The sequence below is a fragment of the Pseudacidovorax sp. 1753 genome, assembly GCF_040544975.1.
Taxonomy (GTDB): domain Bacteria; phylum Pseudomonadota; class Gammaproteobacteria; order Burkholderiales; family Burkholderiaceae_C; genus Xenophilus.
The window spans coordinates 145,559-166,242 of sequence record NZ_JBEPKY010000017.1 but is presented as its reverse complement, the minus strand read 5'-3'; the positions used below and the strand labels follow the sequence as shown (position 1 = coordinate 166,242).

General features: G+C 70.1%; 22 protein-coding genes. 15 read left to right on the top strand and 7 right to left on the bottom strand.

Going from position 1 to position 20,684, the window contains the following annotated elements:
• Nucleotides 1-87: 87 nt before the first annotated feature.
• The 3 genes from ABIC63_RS21255 to ABIC63_RS21245 are packed head-to-tail and all read left to right on the top strand — an operon-like array spanning nt 88 to nt 2,874.
• On the top strand, nt 88-1,020 hold the full coding sequence (locus ABIC63_RS21255; RefSeq protein ID WP_354321261.1) for a transketolase: 933 nt from the start codon (nt 88-90) through the stop codon (nt 1,018-1,020).
• Nucleotides 1,013-2,071 carry a transketolase family protein gene (locus ABIC63_RS21250; protein ID WP_354321260.1) on the top strand — a complete coding sequence of 353 codons (1,059 nt, stop codon included), beginning with the start codon at nt 1,013-1,015 and terminating at the stop codon, nt 2,069-2,071. Before ABIC63_RS21255 ends, ABIC63_RS21250 begins: the two co-directional genes overlap by 8 nt.
• A complete protein-coding gene (locus ABIC63_RS21245) occupies nt 2,068-2,874 on the top strand; it encodes a shikimate dehydrogenase family protein (protein WP_354321259.1) in 807 nt (268 codons plus the stop codon). Before ABIC63_RS21250 ends, ABIC63_RS21245 begins: the two co-directional genes overlap by 4 nt.
• Nucleotides 2,875-2,982: 108 nt before the next feature.
• On the opposite strand, the gene ABIC63_RS21240 is transcribed toward ABIC63_RS21245, so the two are convergent.
• The 6 genes from ABIC63_RS21240 to ABIC63_RS21215 all read right to left on the bottom strand — a co-directional run bounded on the left by ABIC63_RS21240 (nt 2,983) and on the right by ABIC63_RS21215 (nt 7,851).
• A complete protein-coding gene (locus ABIC63_RS21240) occupies nt 2,983-3,681 on the bottom strand; it encodes an SDR family oxidoreductase (protein ID WP_354321258.1) in 699 nt (232 codons plus the stop codon).
• A gap of 14 nt (nt 3,682-3,695) precedes the next feature.
• Nucleotides 3,696-4,598, bottom strand: coding sequence for a phenylalanine 4-monooxygenase (phhA, locus tag ABIC63_RS21235; RefSeq protein ID WP_354321257.1), 903 nt, complete (start codon nt 4,596-4,598; stop codon nt 3,696-3,698).
• Between the two features lie 9 nt (nt 4,599-4,607).
• Nucleotides 4,608-4,943 carry a 4a-hydroxytetrahydrobiopterin dehydratase gene (locus tag ABIC63_RS21230; protein ID WP_017757976.1) on the bottom strand — a complete coding sequence of 112 codons (336 nt, stop codon included), beginning with the start codon at nt 4,941-4,943 and terminating at the stop codon, nt 4,608-4,610.
• On the bottom strand, nt 4,940-6,049 hold the full coding sequence (hppD, locus tag ABIC63_RS21225) for a 4-hydroxyphenylpyruvate dioxygenase (RefSeq protein WP_354321256.1): 1,110 nt from the start codon (nt 6,047-6,049) through the stop codon (nt 4,940-4,942). The genes ABIC63_RS21230 and hppD overlap by 4 nt, the downstream gene beginning before the upstream one ends.
• A gap of 210 nt (nt 6,050-6,259) precedes the next feature.
• Entirely contained in the window at nt 6,260-7,090 is an 831-nt protein-coding gene (locus tag ABIC63_RS21220; protein ID WP_354321255.1) for an HpcH/HpaI aldolase/citrate lyase family protein, read from the bottom strand.
• Entirely contained in the window at nt 7,090-7,851 is a 762-nt protein-coding gene (locus ABIC63_RS21215) for a glucose 1-dehydrogenase (RefSeq protein ID WP_354321254.1), read from the bottom strand. Before ABIC63_RS21215 ends, ABIC63_RS21220 begins: the two co-directional genes overlap by 1 nt.
• Nucleotides 7,852-7,986: 135 nt before the next feature.
• Between ABIC63_RS21215 and ABIC63_RS21210 the strand changes: the two genes are divergently transcribed.
• Together ABIC63_RS21210 and ABIC63_RS21205 are read left to right on the top strand one after the other, a co-directional pair.
• Complete coding sequence (locus ABIC63_RS21210; RefSeq protein ID WP_354321253.1) at nt 7,987-8,895, top strand: LysR family transcriptional regulator; 909 nt, start codon at nt 7,987-7,989, stop codon at nt 8,893-8,895.
• A 215-nt stretch (nt 8,896-9,110) separates the two neighbouring features.
• Nucleotides 9,111-10,349 (top strand): CaiB/BaiF CoA transferase family protein, encoded by a 1,239-nt coding sequence (locus ABIC63_RS21205; RefSeq protein ID WP_354321252.1) that lies wholly within the window; start codon nt 9,111-9,113, stop codon nt 10,347-10,349.
• On the opposite strand, the gene ABIC63_RS21200 is transcribed toward ABIC63_RS21205, so the two are convergent.
• Complete coding sequence (locus ABIC63_RS21200) at nt 10,320-11,051, bottom strand: GntR family transcriptional regulator (protein ID WP_294371142.1); 732 nt, start codon at nt 11,049-11,051, stop codon at nt 10,320-10,322. The genes ABIC63_RS21205 and ABIC63_RS21200 overlap by 30 nt on opposite strands.
• A 137-nt stretch (nt 11,052-11,188) precedes the next feature.
• Here ABIC63_RS21200 and ABIC63_RS21195 point away from each other — a divergent pair, with 137 nt between their 5' ends.
• The 10 genes from ABIC63_RS21195 (at nt 11,189) to ABIC63_RS21150 (ending at nt 20,661) form a co-directional block, all read left to right on the top strand.
• Nucleotides 11,189-12,040: an SDR family NAD(P)-dependent oxidoreductase gene (locus ABIC63_RS21195; protein WP_354321251.1), complete on the top strand. Its 852-nt coding sequence runs from the start codon at nt 11,189-11,191 to the stop codon at nt 12,038-12,040.
• Between the two features lie 37 nt (nt 12,041-12,077).
• Entirely contained in the window at nt 12,078-13,286 is a 1,209-nt protein-coding gene (locus ABIC63_RS21190) for an ABC transporter substrate-binding protein (RefSeq protein WP_354321250.1), read from the top strand.
• Between the two features lie 70 nt (nt 13,287-13,356).
• Nucleotides 13,357-14,259, top strand: a complete 903-nt coding sequence (locus ABIC63_RS21185; RefSeq protein ID WP_294371134.1) for a branched-chain amino acid ABC transporter permease — start codon at nt 13,357-13,359, stop codon at nt 14,257-14,259.
• Nucleotides 14,256-15,248: a branched-chain amino acid ABC transporter permease gene (locus ABIC63_RS21180; RefSeq protein WP_354321249.1), complete on the top strand. Its 993-nt coding sequence runs from the start codon at nt 14,256-14,258 to the stop codon at nt 15,246-15,248. Before ABIC63_RS21185 ends, ABIC63_RS21180 begins: the two co-directional genes overlap by 4 nt.
• A complete protein-coding gene (locus ABIC63_RS21175; RefSeq protein WP_354321248.1) occupies nt 15,245-16,081 on the top strand; it encodes an ABC transporter ATP-binding protein in 837 nt (278 codons plus the stop codon). The genes ABIC63_RS21180 and ABIC63_RS21175 overlap by 4 nt, the downstream gene beginning before the upstream one ends.
• Nucleotides 16,074-16,793, top strand: coding sequence for an ABC transporter ATP-binding protein (locus ABIC63_RS21170; protein ID WP_294371126.1), 720 nt, complete (start codon nt 16,074-16,076; stop codon nt 16,791-16,793). The genes ABIC63_RS21175 and ABIC63_RS21170 overlap by 8 nt, the downstream gene beginning before the upstream one ends.
• 37 nt (nt 16,794-16,830) lie before the next feature.
• A complete protein-coding gene (locus ABIC63_RS21165; RefSeq protein WP_354321247.1) occupies nt 16,831-17,583 on the top strand; it encodes an SDR family NAD(P)-dependent oxidoreductase in 753 nt (250 codons plus the stop codon).
• A 14-nt stretch (nt 17,584-17,597) separates the two neighbouring features.
• Complete coding sequence (locus tag ABIC63_RS21160) at nt 17,598-18,335, top strand: SDR family NAD(P)-dependent oxidoreductase (RefSeq protein WP_354321246.1); 738 nt, start codon at nt 17,598-17,600, stop codon at nt 18,333-18,335.
• Nucleotides 18,332-20,059 carry an FAD-dependent oxidoreductase gene (locus ABIC63_RS21155; protein ID WP_354321245.1) on the top strand — a complete coding sequence of 576 codons (1,728 nt, stop codon included), beginning with the start codon at nt 18,332-18,334 and terminating at the stop codon, nt 20,057-20,059. Before ABIC63_RS21160 ends, ABIC63_RS21155 begins: the two co-directional genes overlap by 4 nt.
• Nucleotides 20,056-20,661, top strand: coding sequence for a glutathione S-transferase (locus ABIC63_RS21150; RefSeq protein WP_354321244.1), 606 nt, complete (start codon nt 20,056-20,058; stop codon nt 20,659-20,661). The genes ABIC63_RS21155 and ABIC63_RS21150 overlap by 4 nt, the downstream gene beginning before the upstream one ends.
• Nucleotides 20,662-20,684: the final 23 nt, after the last annotated feature.

Below are 20,684 nucleotides of genomic sequence, written 5' to 3'. Positions count from 1 at the left end.
GCGCCACGGGCAGTCACCACGAGGGCACGGAAGTCGGTTCGCCACCTCAGCACCTGTCCGGGGCAGCGTCAAGATGGAGGTTGCCTTATGAGCGCCCGCCCGATCCAGCCGGACGGTGCCCGCGGCGCGGGTGAAGCCGGGCGTCGGACAGCCACGGCGACCGGTGTCGATCCGCGCTGGCAGGCGGCAGGCCGCCTGGTCCTGCCGACCTCCGAGCTGCGCGAGGTGGCCCGCTTGCTGCGCCGCCAGGTGGTGCAACTGGTGCGCCGCCACGGCCAGGGCTATGTGCAGCAGGGCCTGGGTGCCGCCGAGCTGTTCGCGAGCCTCTACTTCCACGAGGCGGCCATCGATCCGGCCGAGCCGCGTTGGCCGCGGCGCGACCGCTGCATCCTCTCGACCGCCCACAACTCGGCGCTCTTCCATGCGGCATTGGCGCTGCGCGGGATGATTCCCGAGGCCGATCTGGCCGGCTACGTCGTGGACGGCTCCGCGCTGGAGATCAACGTCTCCGAGCGCCTGGGGCCGGTGGTCGAAGGCACCTTCGGCTCGCTGGGGCAGGGCGTCTCGGCCGCCGCCGGCATGGCGCTGGCCTCGCGGCTGTCGGGTGGGGACTGGCGGGTCAACGTCATCCTCGGCGACGGCGAACTCGAAGAGGGCCAGGTGTGGGAGGCCGCGATGTTCGCGGGCTCGCAGAAGCTGGGCAACCTGTGCGTGATCCTCGACCTGAACTGGATGCAGGTGGAGGGCCACACCGACCAGGTGCTGAAGCTCGCGCCCATCGCCGACAAGTGGCGCGCCTTCGGCTGGCAGGCCATCGAGGTCGATGGCCATGACCTGGATGCCCTGGTCGCGGCCTTCGGCCTGGCCCGGGCCAACCGGGCCCAGCCCACCATCCTGATCGCCACCACGGTGCCGGGCAAGGGCGTGCGTGCGCTGGAGGGGGTGATCAGCCACAACGCCAGGCTGCCTGCCGATCTGGCCGATGCGGCCCTGGCCGAACTGGAGGCCCCCCATGCGTGATGCCACCCTTTCCCCGTCGGCGCAGGCGGATGCCGTCGTCGTCGACGACTTCACCCAGGGCGGCGCGCATGCCGTCGCGCCGGCCGCAGATGCCGCGGCCACCAGTCCGGCCGCCGTGCCACGCTACTACGGCGAGACACTGCTGGCCCTGGCGCGCGAGCGCGGCCACATCGTGGCGCTGTCGGCCGACCTGAGCAGCTCCACCGAGACCGACCTGTTCCGCGATGCGCTGCCCGAGCGCTTCATCAACGCCGGCATCGCCGAGGCCAACATGGTCGGCGTGGCGGGCGGACTGGCGCGCAGCGGCATGCAGGCGTGGGTCCACACCTTCTGCGTCTTCGCCACGCGGCGGCCCTACGACCAGGTGGCCATGCAGGTGGCCTACCCCAAGGCCGACGTGAAGATCGTGGGCTTCCTGCCCGGGCTCGCCACCATCCTCGGCGTGAGCCACCAGGCCATCGACGACGTGGCGCTGATGCGGGCCCTGCCGAACATGACGGTGATCGAGCCGGCCGGGCCGGCCCAGGTGCCCGCCGCCGTCCGCGCGGCCGCCGACCACAAGGGGCCCGTCTACCTGCGCCTGCTGCGCGCCAGCCAGGCCCTGCCCGCGGGCACGCCCTGGATGCCGCTGCGCATCGGCGAGATCCAGCCGCTGGAAGCCGATGAGGGCGAGGTGCTGCTGCTCGCCAGTGGCCTGATGGTCGAGGTGGCACTGGCCGCCGCCGCGCGCCTGCGGGCCGGGGGGCTGGGCGTGGCCGTGGCCAACGCCCACACGCGCAAGCCCTTCGACGACGATTTCGTGCGTGCGCAGGCCCGGCAGCGCCGGCTGATCGTGACGCTGGAGAACCATTCGGTGATCGGCGGGTTGGGCTCGGCCGTCGCCGAGGCGATGGCCGAGGCCGGGGGCGGCGCGCGCCTGCTGCGCCTGGGCGTGCGCGACCAGTTCGCGCAGGGCGCCTCGATGCCCTGGCTGTTCGAGCGCCATGGCCTCACGCCGCCCGCGGTGGCCGAGGCGGTGCGCCGTGCGCTGGCCGCAGGGGACGCGCGTTGAGCGCCGCCCTTCGCATCACAGGCCGTACCGGCATCCTGTTCATCCTGGCAGATCCGGTCGCGCATGTGGTCGGCTCGGACCGGCTCAACGCGCGCTTCGCGGCCGAGGGGCTGGACATGGCGGTGTCGCCGCTGCATGTGCGCCCGTCGGACCTTCCCACCGTCATCGGCACATTGCGGCTGCTGCAGAACGTGCGGGGCTTCGGCGTCACCATCCCGCACAAGATCGAGGTGATGTCGCTGCTGGATGCGGTCACGCCGCGCGCGCGCCTGATCGGCGCGGTCAACTTCGTCCGCCGCGATCCCGAAGGCCGCCTCACTGGCGACAACCTCGACGGTCAGGGTTTCGTGGGCGGCCTGGCCGCCAGCGGCATCGGCCTGGCAGGCCGCCGCGTGCTGCAGCTGGGCGCGGGCGGCGCGGGGCGGGCGGTGGCTTTCGCCGTCGCAGAAGCGGGCGCCAGCGCATTGGTCATCCACAACCGCACGGCGGCGCGCGCGCAGGCACTGGCTCAGGCGGTAGAGGCAGCATGGCCAAGCTGCGCCGCCGAGTCGGGGCCGGACGATCCGCGTGGATTCGACGTGGTGATCAACACCACCTCGATGGGCATGCACGAGGGCGATCCGCTGCCCATGGACGTCGGTCGGCTCGCCGCTTCCACCGATGTGGCAGAAATCATCATGACGCCCGCGCTCACGCCGCTGCTGATGGCGGCGCAGGCCCGCGGCTGCCGGATCTCGCTCGGCACCTCGATGCTCGATGCGCAGTACGGCCTGGTGAAGCAGCTGCTGGGCATTCCGAGCTGAACCGAATGGGGCAGCGGCTCGATCAATGGGGTCACGAGGACCGCAACTACCCCGATGCCAGGCCGCGAGGGAGCGGGGCGCCGCTCGCGCCGAGCGCCTGGGCGGCCGTCAGACCCGACCGCTGACCGGGATCGCCGCGCCGTGGATCGCGCGCGCCGCGTCGGAGGCCAGGAAGGCGATCACCTCCGCCAGGGCCTGGGGCGTCACCCATCGGCCGAAGTCGGCATCGGGCATGGACTGCCGGTTGTCCGGCGTGTCGATGATCGAGGGCAGCACGCAATTGACGCGGATGCCCTGGTCTTTCAGTTCCGCCGACATCGACTCGGTCAGGCGGATCAGCGCGCTCTTGGACGCACTGTAGGCGCCCATCTGCGCACCGCCACGGGCGGCGGCGCCGGCGCCCACCGTCACGATCTGGCCGCCGCCCTGCTTGAGCAGCAGCGGCACGGTGGCCGCGGCGATATGCAGCAGCGAGCGGGCGTTCAGGTCCATCAGGAAGTCCCAGTTCGCGGCGCTGGTTTCGTGCACCGCCTCGCCCATGCGGAAGCCGCCGGCGATGTGGCAGACCGTGTGCAGGCCGCCCATCTGTGCGGCAGCCTCGCCGATGTGCTGCACGACCTGCGCGCGGTCGGCAAGGTCCGCCGTCACATGGCGCAGGTCCTCGCCATCGGGCAGCTCGCCGCGGTGACGGTCCAGCAGGATGAGCCGCGCGCCCTGGTCGAGGAAGGCCTGCGCGACGGCGCGGCCCAGCTGGCCGGAAGCACCGGTGATCAGCACGATCTTCCGGGTAGGGGAGGAGGGTGTCATGGACGGCAGTTCCTTCAGGCCGTGGCCGCGTTGCGACGCGCCGCGTGGTAGCGGCCGCTGCCGCGTGTGAGCACCGTGTCGCCGGGCAGCACGTCGCCCGGCTCATGCTCCGGCGCATCGGCCAGGCGCTGGTAGAGCGGCGCGAAGTCGATGCGGGCCAGCTCCAGCAGTTCGTCCAGGTGACCCAGCACGAAGTAGGTCTCCTGGAAGTCGTCGATGCGGTAGTGCGTCTGCATCACCCGCGCCAGCTCGAAGCGGATGCGGTTGGGCGAGTCGTCCTCGACGGCGAAGCGCGTCTCGCTGGCCGAGGAGGCGATGCCCGCGCCATAGATGCGCAACCCATCGCTCTGCTGCACCAGGCCGAACTCCACCGTGTACCAGTACACCCGGGCCAGCTTCTCCAGCATGCCGAGCCGGTTGGCCTTGAGGCCGCCTTCGCCGTAGGCCTGGATGTAGTCGGCGATCACCGGGTTCATCAGCATGGGCACATGGCCGAACACGTCGTGGAAGACGTCGGGCTCTTCCAGGTAGTCCAGCTCATGCGGCTTGCGGATGAACTGGCCGGCCGGAAAGCGGCGGTTGGCCAGGTGCTCGAAGAACACGTCGTCGGGCACCAGGCCCGGCACGGCCACCACTTCCCAGCCGGTGCGCTGGCGCAGCACCTTGGACATCTGTTCGAAGTCGGGAATCTGCTCGGGGCCGATGGGCAGGTCCTGCATGCCGCGGATGAATTCGTCGCAGGCCCGGCCAGGCAGCAAGCGGCTCTGGCGCTCGAAGAGCGTGCGCCACACGCCGTGTTCTTCGGCGGTGTAGCGGCCCCAGTCCTGGTCGATGGTCCAGTCGGGTCGCGCGGGGGCGTGTTCGCTCCCCGCCGCCAGGCCATGCTTGGCCGGCGCGGTGTCGGTGGTCTGCAGCATGGAGGGCTCCTAGGTGGAGGAGGCGGGGGCGCGGGCGCCGAGGGCGGTGGCCAGCCGGTCCATCAGGCCGGCCATCTCGATGTCCTTGGCCGACAGGCCGTTGGCATCGTGCGTGGTCAGGGTGACCTGCACGCGGTTGTAGACGTTGAACCACTCGGGGTGGTGGTTCATGCGCTCCGCATGCAGGGCCGCCTGGGCCATGAAGCCGAAGGCGGCCACGAAATCGGCGAAGACGAATTCGCGCACGATCAGGCCGCCGCGATCCGGCGCATGGCGCCAGTGCGGCAGCGCCTGGAGCTGCGCGGTCAATGCCTCGCCGTCGAGCCGAGCGGGCGCTGCGCTCACGCGGCTTCCTTCTCGGCGGCCTTGTCGTCCACCTTCAGCACGCCGCGGTTGATCTGGTCGCGCTCCAGCGACTCGAACAGGGCCTTGAAGTTGCCCTCGCCGAAGCCTTCGCGGTAGTCGCCCTTGCGTTCGATGAATTCGAAGAAGACCGGGCCCAGCGTGGGCTCCGAGAAGATTTGGAGCAGGAGGCGCGGCTGGCCGCCTTCCGTGGTGCCGTCCAGCAGGATGCCGCGGGCCTGCAGTTCGCCGACGGGTTGGCCGTGACCGGGCAGGCGCTTGTCCAGGTTCTGGTAGTAGATGTCGTTGGGCGCCGTGAGCAGCGGCACGCCGGCCATCTGAAGCCGGTCGATGGACTCGAGCAGGTTGTCCGTCAGCAGGGCGATGTGCTGGATGCCCTCGCCGTTGAACTGCATCAGGAATTCCTCGATCTGGCCGCCGCCCTGGCGCGATTCCTCGTTCAGCGGAATGCGCACCAGACCGTCCGGTGCGGTCATGGCCTTGGAGGTGAGGCCGGTGTACTCGCCGCTGATGTCGAAGTAGCGGATCTCGCGGAAGTTGAAGAGCTTGCTGTAGAAGTCCGCCCAGTAGCTCATGCGGCCGCGGTAGACGTTGTGCGTCAGGTGGTCCACCACCTGGAAGCCGTGGCCTTGCGGATGGCGCTCGACGCCGGGCAGGAATTCGAAGTCGATGTCGTAGATGGACTTGCCGTCCTCGTAGCGGTCGATCAGGTAGAGCGGCGCCCCACCGATGCCCTTGATGGCCGGCAGGCGCAGTTCCATGGGGCCGGTGGCGATCTCGACGGGCTGGGCGCCCAGCTCCAGGGCGCGCCTGTAGGCGTGGTGCGAGTCCTTCACGCGGAAGGCGAGGCCGCAGGCCGAGGGACCGTGTTCGGCGGCGAAGTAGGCGGCCGGGCTGCGCGGCTCGCGGTTGACGATGAAGTTGATGCCGCCCTGGCGGTAGAGCAGCACGTCCTTGGAGCGGTGCCTGGCCACCAGCGTGAAGCCCATCTTCTCGAACAGCGGCTCCAGGACATTCGGCGTGGGGGAGGCGAATTCGACGAATTCGAAGCCGCACAGGCCCATGGGGTTGTCGAAGAGGTCGGACATCGTTGGCTCCAGAGTCGTAGGGATGGTCGGAAAGGCTCTACTGTAGGCAGAGGGCTGCGCACATATCCTGCAACTTCTGGATCGATTTCGACCGGGATCAACGATTTCCTGCGGATGTTGAGGTAGGCATGCGTGTCTGGAGCGTGATTGGCCTTTGTTGTGCAAGGAAAACGCTCAGGCGGCCAAGCCGCCTGCACGCGCCCGCGCCCGTCAGCCGCCGCGCGGGCGCCGCCCCATGTCGGCCGCATCCAGCCGCTGGCGGGCCCGGATCAGCACGGGCTGGTCGACCATCCTGCCGTCCACGCGCACCGCGCTGCCGCCGCTGGCGTCCATGGCCTCGACCACGCGCCGGGCCCAGGCCTGTTCGGCCTGTGTGGGCGCCCAGGCGGCATGCACGGTGCCGACCTGCTTCGGATGGATGCACAGCCGGCCGCCGAAGCCCAGGGCGCGCGAGCGGCGACTGTCGGCGTCCAGCACGGCGGCGTCGTCCAGCGCCGTACAGACGCCGTCCACGGGCGGCGGCAGGCCTGCCAGCCGCGAGGCCAGCACCAGCATGCTGCGGAAGGGCAGCAGGCCTTCCTCGCTCTCGATGCCCAGGTCGGCCTGGAAGTCGATGCTGCCGAAGGCCAGCCGGGCCACGCCCCGCGTGCGGGCGATCTCCTGGGCCAGGGCGATGCCACGGGCCGTCTCCACCAGGGCGAGCAGCGGGCAGTCGGCCGCCGTGGCCGCGGCGAGCAGGGCGGGCGCAAGCGCCTCGGCCTTGGGCACCATCAGCCCTGCCAGGCCCGGCCGGCCGATGAGCTGCAGGTCGCCCTCGAAGGCCGCCGTGTCGCCGGCATTGATGCGCACCCACACCGGTCGCTCGGCCGACAGCCAGCCGGCCACCGCCGCCCGGGCGGCGTCCTTGTCCTGCGGCGCGACGGCGTCCTCCAGGTCGAGGATGACGGCGTCGGCGTCGCTGTCCCAGGCCTTGGCGAAGCGCTCGGGCCGGTCGCCCGGCACGAAGAGGTAGCTGCGTGGCGGGCGGTGCAGGGCGGCCATCAGACGGTGCGCCCGCCGTCCACCGGCATCTCGATGCCGGTGAGGAACCCGGCCGCGTCGCTGGCGAGGAACAGGGCCGTGGCCGCGACGTCCGAGGGGCGCGACATGCGGCCCAGCGGAATGGTCGCGATGAATCGGGCGCGGTTCTCGGGCGTGTCGGGCACGCCCATGAACTTCTCCAGCAGGCCGGTCTCGCCGATCACCGGGCAGATGGCGTTGACGCGGATGCGGTCGGGGCCGAGTTCCACCGCCATCGACTTGGACAGCAGGTTCACCGCGCCCTTGCTGCCGTTGTACCAGGTGAGTCCGGGCCGCGGCCGGATGCCCGCCGTGGAGCCCACGTTGAGGATCACACCGCCCTGCCCACGCTCGCGCATCCTCGGCACCACGGCATGCGCCATGTGGAAGATGGATTTCACGTTGACCGCGAACATGCGGTCGAAGGTGGCTTCGTCCACGTTCAACATGGGCTGGTTGGCATGCGTGGTGCCGGCGTTGTTGACAACGATGTCGGGCACGCCGAAGGCCGCGACGCACGTCTGGACCAGCGCCTGCACGTCGCTGCCGCTGGAGACGTCGCAGCGGCAGAAGCGCGCTGCGCTGCCCAGCTCGGCGGCCAGCGCCTCGCCCTTGGTGGCGTCCAGGTCGGCGATGACCACGCGGGCGCCTTCCGCCACGTAGAGGCGGACGATGCCTTCGCCGAAGCCGGCGGCGCCGCCGGTGACGACGGCGATCTTGTCCTGGAGTTGGCCTTGGCTCATGGTGTTCACCCGTGGTCTCGTGCATGCAACGCATCGCAATGTAGGCAGCGCGGCGGCAGCCGTGAATTGGAAAGCGATCAACGCCGCCTTGCACGAACTGCAAGACAAGCCGGTGCGGCGGCAGAATCGGCCGCCATGCTCCCGGACATCGATTCTCTGGCCCTCTTCGTGCGCGCGGCCGAGCTGCGCAACCTCACCCGCGCGGCCGAGGCCAGCCACATCACGGTGCCGGCGGCCAGCCGCCGGCTCATGCAGCTGGAGCACCAGTTCAATGCCACGCTCTTCGCGCGCCATTCGCGCGGCCTGGAGCTCACGCCGGCCGGCGAGCACCTGCTGCGACTGGCGCGCAACGTGATCGCCGACGTCCAGCAGATGCGCGCCGAGATGGTCAACTACGCGGCCGGCAACTTCGCGGTGCTGCGGGTGCATGGCAACACCTCGGCCATGTCGCAGTTCCTGCCCGGCGACGTGGCGCGCTTCCAGGCAGGCCATGCCGGGGCGCGCATCGTGCTGGAGGAATGCTGGAGCGACGAGGCCGCCCGCCGCGTGCGTGCCGGCGAGGCCGATGTGGGCGTGGTGGTGGAAGGCTGCGACGTGTCGGGCCTGTGGGTGCGGCCCTACCGCAGCGACCGGCTGGCCGCCGTCACCCGCGAAGCCGATGCGCCGGTGGGCGAGACGGTGGCCTTCGCCGACCTGCTGGACCGCGACCTGGTGGGCCTGGAGGGCAGCAGCACGCTCACGCGCCTCATCACCGCCCAGGCCTCGGCGCAGAGCCGGCCGATGGCGCTGCGGGTGCAGGTGCGCAGCTTCGAGGCCGTGTGCCGCGCGGTGCAGGCCGGCCTGGGCGTCGGCATCCTGCCCCTGGCGGCGGCTGGCAGCTTCGCGCATGCGCTGCAGCTCAAGGTGCTGCCGCTCGCCGACGACTGGGCCGTGCGCCGCATGCAGCTGTGCACGCGCGCCCAGCCGCCGGGGCAGACGCCGCTGGGCACGCTGATGGCCCACCTGGAGGCGTGCGCGGCGGCGCCCCAGGAGCGAGGCGGCTGACGGGTGCCCGCAGGCGCATGGGCACTTCAGCGGTCAGCTGCGCGGGCTCACCCCGTTCTCGCGATGGGGCGCCGCTTCAGCACGTCGATGACGATGTGGGTGTCCAGCAGATGGTCGTCCCGCCTTTGGGAAAGGGCAGCCTTGCCTGCCCGGCAAGGCTGGATTTGCACGAAAGCAATTCCGGCGCAGGGTGGCGCGCTTCCAGAATCCAGCCCATGACGACCCATGACCAAGCCCCGGACCCGACTTCCTCCCGCGCCGCCGACCGCCGGCCCGCCGGCCCGCTGGAGGGCGTCCTCGTGGTGGCCCTGGAACAGGCCGTGGCCGCCCCCTACTGCAGCAGCCGCCTCGCCGATGCAGGCGCCCGCGTCATCAAGATCGAACGCAGCGAGGGCGACTTCGCCCGCGGCTACGACCGCACCGTGGGCGGGGAGTCGTCCTACTGGGTGTGGATCAACCGGGGCAAGGAATCCATCGCGCTCGACGTCAAGAAGGCCGACGACCTGGCCCTGCTGGAGCGCCTGCTCGCCCGCGCCGACGTGTTCATCCAGAACCTGGCGCCCGGCGCCACGGAGCGCCTGGGCATCGGCTCGGCCACGCTGCGCGAGCGCCACCCGCGCCTCATCACCTGCGACATCACCGGCTACGGCGACGAGGGCGCGCTGCGCGAGCTCAAGGCCTACGACCTTCTGGTCCAGGCCGAGAGCGGCCTGGTGTCGGTGAGCGGTGCGCCGGGCGAATGGGGCCGCATCGGCGTGTCGCTGTGCGACATCACGGCGGGCATGAATGCGCTGATCGGCATCCAGCAGGCGCTGATGCAGCGCGAGCGCACCGGCGAGGGCGCGGCGGTCAAGGTGTCGCTGTTCGGATCGGCCGCCGAGCTGATGAGCGTGCCCTACCTGCAGACCCGCTACGGCGGCAGCGCGCCCCAGCGGGTGGGCCTCAGGCATCCGACCATCGCGCCCTATGGTGCCTTCCGCTGTGCCGATGGCCGCGACATCGTGCTGTCGATCCAGAACGAACGCGAGTGGGCCGACTTCTGCCGCACCGTGCTGCAGCGGCCCGAGCTGCTGCAGGACCCGCGGTGCGCCGGCAACGCGGTGCGCGTGGCCAACCGGACCTATGTGGACGGCGCGGTGGCCGAGGTGTTCGCCGCCCAGACCAGCGAGGAGATGCGCCGGCGCCTGAGGCAGGCCCAGACGGCCTACGGCAGCATCAATTCGGTGGACGACCTGATCGCCCACCCCCAGCTGAAGACGCGGCCCATGGCCGTCAACGGCATGACGGCCCAGGTGCCCGCGTCGCCCTGGTCGGTGCCTTGGGAGGCGGAAGAGTTTGCGCCCGCGCCGGCGCTGGACGCGCAGGGCAGTGCGATCCGCCGCGAGTTCGGGGACGCCGCTGCGACTGCGGACGCCTCGCCCGTCTCAGCCGGCGCCCGGGGCGCCATCGTCTGAACGGCGCGAAGGGCGCAGCCCCGGCGCGTCCTTGCCGGCGTCGAGCAACGCCTCGTAGTTGCGACGGAGGATGAGGCCGGCGTAGTAGACGTGCTCGCGCATCAGCTGCTCGGCACGTGCGGCGTCGCCGCCGATCACCGCCTCGACGATGCGGTGATGGTCGCCGTGCGAGCGCAGGATGATCGGATGGTCGTCCCACAGGATGATGCGGTCCGACGCGAAAGGGATGTTCTGCGCCTGCTCGGCAAAGCGGCAGACCCAGTCGTTGCCCGAGGCCTCCAGCAGCGTGTCGTGGATCTCGACATTCATCCGCTGGTAGGGCTCGTGGTCCGCCGGCTCCAGCCTGCCCTTGGCCAGGATCGCGTCGCCGATGGCCAGGTTCTCGCGCAGGCGGCCGACCTGTGCGGCGTCCAGGCCGCGCTGGGCCGCATTGCGGCAAGCGAGCCCCTCCAGCACCGACCGCACCTCGTACGCCGCCGCGATCGCCTCCAGGTCGAAGCCGCGCACCACATAGCCGCGCTTGGGCTGGTGGTCGATCAGGCCCTCGCTGGCGAGCGTGGCCAGTGCCGCGCGCACGGGCGTGCGCGACACCTGCAGCTGCTGTGCAAGCGGCAGTTCCTCCAGCCGCGTCAGGGGCTTGAACTGGCCATGGAGGATCCAGTCGCGGAGCGTGTCCGTGACGTTCTGCGCCAGCGTCTTCATCGGAATACCCTCTGTTTCTAGTCGGCATTGAGTATACATGTGAGGCCTAAAACGCCGATTCAACGGGTTAACCCGGACGTTTTATTCGTGTCAGGTATACATAATTCGCCGCCTGTGATGATCCGACGGAGACAACGTTGAACGATTACCCGGCCACTGCGCCGAATTGGCTTGGCCTGACCGACCGCGTCTGCGTGGTGACCGGCGCCGCCGGCGGCATCGGCACCGAGGTGGCGCGGCAACTGCTGGGCGCCGGTGCGCGCGTGGCCCTGCTCGACCTCGACGGTGCCCAGGCGGCCCGCGCGCTGGACACGCTCGGCGCCCCCGCCGGCCGCGCCATCGCGTTGGCCTGCGATGTGAGCCGCGAAGCCAGCGTGCAGGCCGCGGCCGAGGCCGTGCACCGCCAGCTTGGGCCTGCGCAGGTGCTGGTCAACAACGCCGGTGCGCTGTACGCGGGCGCGTTGCTGGACCTGCCCATCGACCGGTGGAACCAGCTGCTGGCCGTCAACCTGGGTGGCTACCTGCTGTGCGCCCAGCAGTTCGGCCGCCAGATGCGCGAGCAGGGCGGCGGGGCGATGGTGCATGTGGGCTCCGTCTCCGGCAGCGTGCCCCAGCCCTTCAGCGGTGCCTACAGCGTCAGCAAGGCCGGCGTGGCCATGCTGTCGCGCCTGCTGGCGGTGGAGCTGGCCGAAAGCCGCATCCGCAGCAACCTCGTCAGCCCCGCCATGATCCGCACCCCCATGAGCGAGGGCATCTATGCCCAGGACGCCGTGCGCACGCTGCGCGAGCGCATCGTGCCGGCCGGCCGCATCGGCACGCCAGCGGACATCGCCCAGGCGGTGCTGTTCCTGGCCAGCGACCAGGCCGCCTATGTCAATGGCCAGGAGATCCTGGTCGACGGCGGCCTCACCCAGACCTGGCTGGGCCTGATCCCCCGGCCCGGCTTCCAGAAAGAGGACGCCGCAGCGCCTGCCGCCGTGCAGGCCTGACGCCGCGTTCCGCCCCATCCATCCCAAGGAGACACGCATGACCCCCCTGTTCAAGAGACTGCTTGCCGCCGCGCTCACGGCCGCGGCTTTCGGTGCCCAGGCGCAGGCCGAGCCCGGCCTGACCGACAAGACCATCCGCATCGGCATGTTCGGCCCGCTCTCGGGCAACTCGATGGCCTACGGCTTCGACGTCATCAATGCCGCCAAGATGTACTACGACAAGGTCAACAAGGAAGGCGGCATCCACGGCCGGCAGATCGAACTGGTGGTCGAGGACGACCGCTGCAACGCCAACGATCTGCTGGCCGCGGTCAAGAAGCTGACCGAGCAGGACAAGGTGTTCCTGCTCAACGGCGGCTCGTGCTCGGGTCCGGTGGTGGGTGCGCGCGAGTACGTGGAGCGCTCGCAGATCCCGATGATCATGCTCAACGCCTCGGGCGATGGTGCGCTGTATCCGCCGTCCAAGTACATCTACGGCGCCTTCTCGATCTCGCAGCGTGCGGTGGGCGGCTCAATGGTGCAGTTCGCGGCGGAGCACCTCAAGGCCAAGAAGATCGGCTACCTCAATCACGACGACGCCTACGGCGGATGGAACCTGGAGGCGGCCGAATTCCAGGCCAAGAAGCTGGGCGCCACGCTGCAGGTGCAGTCCATCAATCCCAACATCACCGACGTGACGGCGCCGATGCTCAAGATCCGCGCCGCCAACCCCGACGTGCTGCTGGTCACCACCTACGCCCGTCCCGTGAGCCTGCTGGTCAAGAAGGCGCAGGAGCTGGGCTGGAACAAGCCCATCGTGATCGCCGTCAACGGCACGGCCGACCTCAAGCAGCTGGTCGAGAACGTGGGCAGCAAGGACGCCTTCAAGAACGTCTACCTGCAGGAGGTGATGCTGGACGTGGCCGGGGGCGACAAGCTCAAGTGGGTGTACGACATGTACAAGCAGTACTACCCCGAACTGGCCGCCAAACCCGGCTATCCGCAGACCTACATGCCCTACGGCATCCCGTCGGCGATGGCCGTGGTCAATGCGCTGAAGGCCGCCGGCCCGCAGCCCACGCGCGAGAAGTTCCTGGATGCCATGTCGAAGACCAACTTCGACTCCAAGGTGATGGCCGGTCCCATCGTCTTCACGCCGTCGGACCATGCGGCGCAGAAGTCCGCCATCTACCTGAAGTTCGACGGCGAGAACAAGACGGTGGTGCCCGGCAGCTACGCCAGCGCCTGGACGTACCAGCCCAAGTGAGTGCACCGCATCGCCACCCACGGCCGCCCCGCGGGGCGGCCCGCCTGCAGTCGACGCACAAGGTCCACGCATGAGCCTCGATGAAATCTGGCTGTTCCTGCAGCAGGGTCTGCTGTCGGGCCTGGTGACCGGCAGCGTGTACGCGCTGCTGGCGCTGGCCATCGTTGCCATCTTCAAGACCACCGACGTGCCCAACTTCGCCCAGGGCGAGATGTTGATGATGGCGGGCTACGTCGCCCTCAGCCTGCTGCTGCTGGTCAAGCTGCCCTATGCCGCGGTGATCCCGATCACGCTGGTCGCCATGGCGGTGGGCGGGGCGCTGTTCCAGCGCGTGGTGATGGAACGCGTCACCCGCTCGCGTGGCGTCGGCGTGCAACTGGTCATCGCGACGCTGGGCCTGGCCTACCTGCTCAAGGGCCTGGTGCGGCAGACCGGCCTGGGCGACACGCCCCGGTCGCTGCCGGCCCTGGTCTCCAACGACACGGTGATGATCGGCGACGCCGCGCTCACGCACCTGGACATCGCCATCTTCGGCGTGGCCGTGGCGGTGATGCTGCTGATCTACTTCATGTTCACGCACACCCGCATCGGCAAGGCCATGCGCGCGGTGGGCATGAATCCCAAGGCGGCGCAGATCGTGGGCATCCGTCTGTCGAGCATCCGCATGATGGTGTGGGCGCTCGCGGGCCTGATCGCCGGCATCGCCGCGCTGCTGATCACGCCGAAAGTGCTGGTCACGCCCGACATCGCGCACATCGCCATCCTGGCCTATGCGGCGGCCATCGTGGGCGGCTTCACCAGCCTCCCCGGCGCCGTGCTGGGCGGGCTGCTGATCGGCGTGGTCGAGAACATGGTGGGCCTGTTCATCTCGACGAACGCCATCGTGGTCGCGCCCTTCCTGGCGATCCTCGTGACGCTGATCGTGCGGCCCCAGGGCCTGCTCGGCGGCAAGGTGCAGGTGAAGAAAGTATGACGACCCCCTCCCGACGTTTCCCCCTGGACGCCTGGGCGCTGGCCGTGCTGGCCGTTGTGCTCTGTGCGATTCCCTTCTTCGCCAGCGGCTACGTGCTGTACGTGGTGAACCTGCTGATGGTCTTCGTGATCCTCGCGCTGGGCATGCATGTGGTGATCGGCGAAGCCGGGCAGTTCGCCCTCTCGCACACGGCCTTCTACGGCATCGGCATCTACGTGGCCGGGCTCATCAACACGCACTGGCATCCGCCCTTCGTGCTGTCGATCCTGGCCGGTGGCCTGGTCGCGGCTGCGCTGGGCTACGTGATCGGCCTGCTCGCGCTGCGCATGCGCGACATCTACCTGGCGCTGGCCACTTTCGCCTTCGGCGAGGCCATGCAGTGGGTGTTTCTCAACTGGGAGTCGGTGACGGGTGGCTCCAACGGCATGCGCATGCAGCCGGCACAGATGCTGGGCCTCACGCTCACCAACGACCTGCAGGCCTATCCCTTCGTGGTGGGCATCGCGGCGCTGATGCTCGGGGTGACGGTGTGGCTGTCGCGCTCGCAGTTCGGCTCGGCCCTGCGCGCGGTGCGCGAAAGCGACGTTGCTGCGATGGCCATGGGTATCGATGCGCGGGCGATGAAGCAGTCGGCCTTTGCAGTGTCGGCCGCCTTCGCGGGCATCGCGGGCGGCACCTACACGCTGTTCATCTCCTTCATCCATCCGGAAAGCCTGGGCTTCCAGACCACGATCCTCATCCTCACGATGGTGGTGGTCGGCGGCATCGGCTCGGTGCGCGGCGCGGTGGCCGGCGCACTGGCCTTCGGCATCATCTCGGAGATGCTGCGCCAGGCGCTGTCGATCCAGGAGATCCTGTATGGCGCCATCCTGCTGGGCTTCATGATGTTCAAGCCGCGCGGGCTGTTCGCCGATGCGAAGAAGCGCGTCGCCCGACCGCACGCGCAGGCGGCCGCCGGCGCTGCCGCACTCAAGGGCGGTGCCGCATGAACGCCCTGGTCATGGACGCCGGGCTGCAGGCCCAGGCCCCCACCCGGTCCGCCGGCGCGCAGCCGGCGGCGACGACGCAGCCCTTCCTCGACGTGCGCGGCATCACCGTGCGCTTCGGCGGCCTGACGGCGGTGAACAACCTGTCGTTCCAGGTGGCGCAGGGCACGGTGCATGCGCTGATCGGTCCCAACGGCGCCGGCAAGTCGACCACCTTCAACTGCATCTCGCGCTACTACCAGCCCACCGAGGGCGCCATCGTGCTCGATGGCGTGGACGTGAGCCGGGCGCGGCCGCACCAGATGGCCGGCATGGGCGTGGCCCGCACCTTCCAGAACCTGGAGCTGTTCGGCGAGCTGAGCGTGTACGAGAACGTGCTGCTGGGCTGCCATTCGCACAGTGCCCGCGGTCCGCGCGCGTTGCTGCGCCGCGCCACGGGCGAGACGCGCGACCTGGTCGACAGCCTGATCGAGCGCGTGGGCCTGACCCACGACCGCGACACCGTGGCGCGCGAACTCGACTTCGGTCACCAGAAGCTGCTGGAGCTGGCCCGCGCGCTGGCGCTCAAGCCGCGCCTGCTGCTGCTGGACGAGCCGGCCGCCGGCCTGCGCAACCGCGACATCGAGAGCCTGGACCATCTGCTGTCCGACCTGGCGCGCCGCGACGGCATCACGGTGCTGCTGGTGGAGCATGTGATGCAGCTGGTGATGTCGATCTCCGACCGCATTACCGTCATGTCCTTCGGCGAGAAGATTGCCGAGGGCACGCCGGCCGAGATCGGCCGCAACGAGCGCGTGATCGAGGCCTACCTCGGCAAGGGAGCGGCGAATGAGTGAATGGATGCTCGAACTCAAGGGCGTCAGCGCCTCCTATGGCGCCATCCAGGCCTTGCAGGGCGTGTCGCTGCGCGTGCGGCAGGGCGCCATCGTGGCGCTGCTGGGCAGCAACGGGGCCGGCAAGAGCACCACGCTCAACGCGATCTCGCACCTCATCGAGCCGTCTGCAGGCGAGATCCTGTTCGACGGCGAGCCCATCCGCCGGCTGCGCTCGGACGAGATCGTGCGCCGCGGCCTGGTGCAGGTGCCCGAGGGGCGCGAGGTGTTCAAGGACATGAGCGTGCGCGAGAACCTGGAGCTGGGCGCCTACCTGCGCCGGGCGCGTGCCGAGATCGCGCAGGACCTGGAGCGCGTGTTCCAGACCTTTCCGCGGCTCAAGGAGCGCAGCGAGCAGAAGGCTTCGACCCTGTCGGGCGGCGAGCAGCAGATGCTGGCCATCGGCCGGGCCCTCATGGCGCGGCCGCGCATGATCCTCCTGGACGAGCCGTCGATGGGCCTGTCGCCGCTGCTGGTGGAGCAGATCTTCGAGACCATCCAGCGGCTCAACCGCGAGCAGGGTCTGACCATCCTGCTGGTCGAGCAGGACGTGCGGCTGGCGCTGCGGGTGGCCAGCCACGCCTACATCCTGGAGAACGGCGAGCTAAGCCTGGAAGGGCCCTCGGACCGCCTGCTGACCGACCCGGCCGTGCGCCGCGCCTACCTGGGCGTCTGAAGGCCCGCGCGTCCTTTCATCCAACAACGACAACGACATGCACCTTCTTGACGACAAGCTCGCCCTCATCACGGGCGGCGGGGGCGGCCTGGGCCGCGCCATGGCCCTGGGCTTCGCGCGCCAGGGTGCCCGCGTGGTGGTGGCCGACCTCGACCTGCCGCGCGCCGAGGCCGTGGCGGGCGAGATCCGCGCGGCCGGCGGCACCGCCTGGGCCGAGGCCATCGACGTGACCGACCGGGCAGCCACCGCCGCGCTGGCGCAGGGGCTGGAGGCCCGCATCGGCGCCATCGACGTGCTGGTCAACAACGCCGGCATCTCCGGCCGGGCGCGCATCGACGACCCGCAGGCCGCCGACGTGTGGGACCGGCTCATCGACGTCAACCTGCAGGGCCTGTTCAACGTGACGCATGCCTTCGTGCCGGCGCTCAAGAAGACGCGAGGCTGCATCGTCAACCTGTCCTCGATCGTGGCTTTCGTGAGCGGCATCTCCTCTGCGGGCTACATCGCGTCAAAAGGCGCAGTGCGCTCCTTCACCCAGGCGCTGGCGCGCGACCTGGCGCCGCACGGCGTGCGGGCCAATGCGGTCGCACCGGGCCTGATGCTGACCGAGATGGTGCGGCCCCAGCTGGCGGTGCCGGGCGGCACCGACTGGTACATGGACCGCGTGCCCATGAAGCGCGGCGGCGAGCCGGAGGAGATCGTGGGCCCGGTGGTCTTCCTGGCCTCGTCCATGGCCAGCTATGTCAATGGCGCCGTGCTGCCGGTGGACGGCGGCTTTCTTTCGGCATGAGCAGGAGTGCATCGATGAGCGACGACCGACTTCCCCTGGCCCTGGTCACCGGCGGTGCCAGCGGCATGGGCCTGGCCACCGTGGAGCGTCTGGCCCGTGACGGCTTCCGGGTGGTGATGCTGGACCGCGCGGCCGAGCTGGTGGCCCAGGAGGCGGGCCGGCTCGCCGCCGAGGGCCTGGCCGTGGAAGGCCGGGTGCTGGACCTGACCGACGAGCCGGCCGTGCGTGCGCTGGTGCAGTCGCTGGGGCCGGTCACGGCCCTGGTCAACAACGCGGGCGTGTTCGACGAGCGCAGGTTCGGCGAGGTGAGCAGTGACGACTTCCGCCGCGCCTACGAGGTGAACCTGATTGCGGCCGCGACGCTCACGCAGGAGGTGGCACGCACCATGCCCGAGGGCGGCCGCATCGTGAACATCGCCTCGCGCGCCTACCTGGGTGCGCGCAACCATCCGCACTACGTGGCGTCCAAGGCCGCCATCGTGGGCTACACCCGGGCCAGCGCCATGGAGCTGGCGCCGCGTGGCATCCTGGTCAATGCCATCGCGCCGGGGCTGATCGACACGCCCATCCTGCGCGCACTCACGCCCGAGCGGCTGGCCGCGCAACTGGCGCTGCAGCCCACCGGCAAGGCCGGCCGGCCGGAGGACATCGCCCAGGCCGTGTCCTTCCTCGTCTCGCCGCAGACCGGCTTCATCACTGGTCAGGTGCTGTTCGTGGACGGTGGCAAGTCGCTCGGAGGGGCCGGCGCATGAGCGGCGTCACTGTACCGACGTGGGACGAAGAGGTCGACGTGCTGGTCATCGGCAGCGGCGCCGCGGGCATGAGTGCGGCGCTCGGCGCCAGCGTGGGCGGCTGCCGTGTGCTGCTGGTCGAGAAGACCGAGCGCATCGGCGGCTCCACCGCGGTGTCGGGCGGCGCCGTGTGGGCGCCGCTCAACAGCCAGAGCGCGGGCGCCGGCCATCCGGACGACTTCGACAAGGTGTGGACGTACATGCGCCACACCGTCGGCGACGCCGCGCCGGCCGAGATGCAGGAGGCCTTCCTGCGCGCGGCCGGTCCGGTGATGGATGCGCTGGCGCAGCACACGCAGGTGCGGCTCGCCGCGCGCACCCATTCGCCCGACTACTACCCCGACCGGCCCGGTGCGGCGATGGGCGGGCGCTCGCTCGACCCGCTGATGTTCGACGGCCGCACCCTCGGCGCGCACTTCAAGGAGCTGCGCGATCCGCTGCCCGAGTTCATGGTGCTGGGCGGCATGATGGTGACGATGACCGACGTGAAGCACCTGCTGGCCGTCACCCGCTCGTTCACGGCCTGGAAGGAGGGCGTCAAGCTGGTCCTGCGTTACTTCGGTGACCGGCTTCGTGGCTACCACCGCGGCACGCGCTTGGTGCTGGGCAATGCGCTGGCGGGCCGGCTGTTCCGCTCGGTGCTGGACCGCAGCATTCCCTACTGGCTGCGCGCGCCGCTGCTTTCCCTGCATGTGGAGGAGGGCCGCGTGGTGGGGGCCTGCATCGAGCGCGACGGGCGGGCCACCTGGGTGCGGGCGCACCGCGGCGTCGTGGTGGCCACGGGCGGCTTCCCCTGGAATGCGGCGCTGCGCGAGCGGCTGTATCCCTCGCCGACCGGGCCCTGGTCCATGGCACCCGCAGGCAATGCCGGAGATGGCATCACGCTGGCCCAGGCGGCAGGCGCCGCCATGGGGACGGGGCACTTCAGCCCGGCCTTCTGGGCGCCGGTGTCGATCCTCACCCAGCCGGATGGCACGCAGGTGCGGTATCCCCACCTGGTGTGGGACCGGGCCAAGCCCGGGCTCATGGCGGTGAATGCCGCGGGCCGGCGCTTCGTCAACGAATCGACCTCGTACCACGAGTTCGTGCTGGCCATGTACCGCTCGCATGCCGAGGTGCCGAGCCTGCCGGCCTATCTGGTCTGCGACAGCGACTTCATGGAGCGCTGGGGCCTGGGGCTGGCGCTGCCGGGCGGGCGACCGCGTGACCACCTCGTGCGCGCGGGCTACCTGGCCAAGGCAGACACGCTGGAGGCGCTGGCCGCGCAGATCAAGGTCGACCCCGCCGCGTTGCGCGCCTCGGCCGAGGCCTTCGACCAGGCCGGTGTGAATGGAGTGGATCCGGAATTCGGCAAGGGCAGCACCGCCTACAACCGCTACCTGGGTGACGCGGAGCACCAGCCCAACCCGTGTCTGGGCCGGCTGCGCCAGGCGCCGTTCTACGCCGTGGCCGTGGTCGCCGGCGACATCGGCACAGCCTGCGGCATCCGCTGCGACGCCAACGCTCAGGCCCTGTCGGCCGATGGCACGCCTGTGTCCGGCCTGCACGTGGTCGGCAACGACATGCACTCGGTGATGGGCGGGCAGTATCCTGCGCCCGGCATCACGCTCGGCCCGGCGCTGACCTTCGGCTGGCTGGCCGGCCAGCACCTGGCTCACACCCTACCTGCGGAGTCCCACGCATGAAGATCCTGTTCTCGCCCTTCTCCCCCTATGTGCGCAAGTGCCTGGTCACCGCGCACGAACTCGGCCTGGATGGGCAGATCCAGCTGCTGCCTTCCAACGCGCATCCGGTCCAGCGCGACCAGGCCATCATCGGCCACAACCCGCTCGGCAAGGTGCCCACGTTCTTCACCGACGACGGTCAGGTGCTCTACGACAGCCGGGTGATCTGCGAATACCTGGATGTGCAGGCAGGCGGTCGCCTGATCCCTGCCTCGGGTGCGGCGCGCTGGACCACGCTCACGCTGCAGTCGCTCGGCGATGGCATGCTGGACGCGGCACTGCTCGCGCGCTATGAAGACGTCGCGCGGCCCGAATCGATCCGCTGGCCGGAATGGCGGGCCGCACAGCTCGACAAGATCGAAACCTCGCTCGCCCACCTCGATGCCCATCCGGACCTGCTCGCCGGCCGCGTGGACCTGGGTTCGCTCACCATCGGCTGTGCGATGTGGTACCTCGACTTGCGCTTTCCGGACCTCAGTTGGCGCGAACGCCATGCGCCCACGGCCAGCTGGTACGAAGGCTTCCGCCAGCGTCCCAGCATGGCAGCGAGCTGGTCTTTGTGATGCAGGAGGCGGGCGGCATCAGC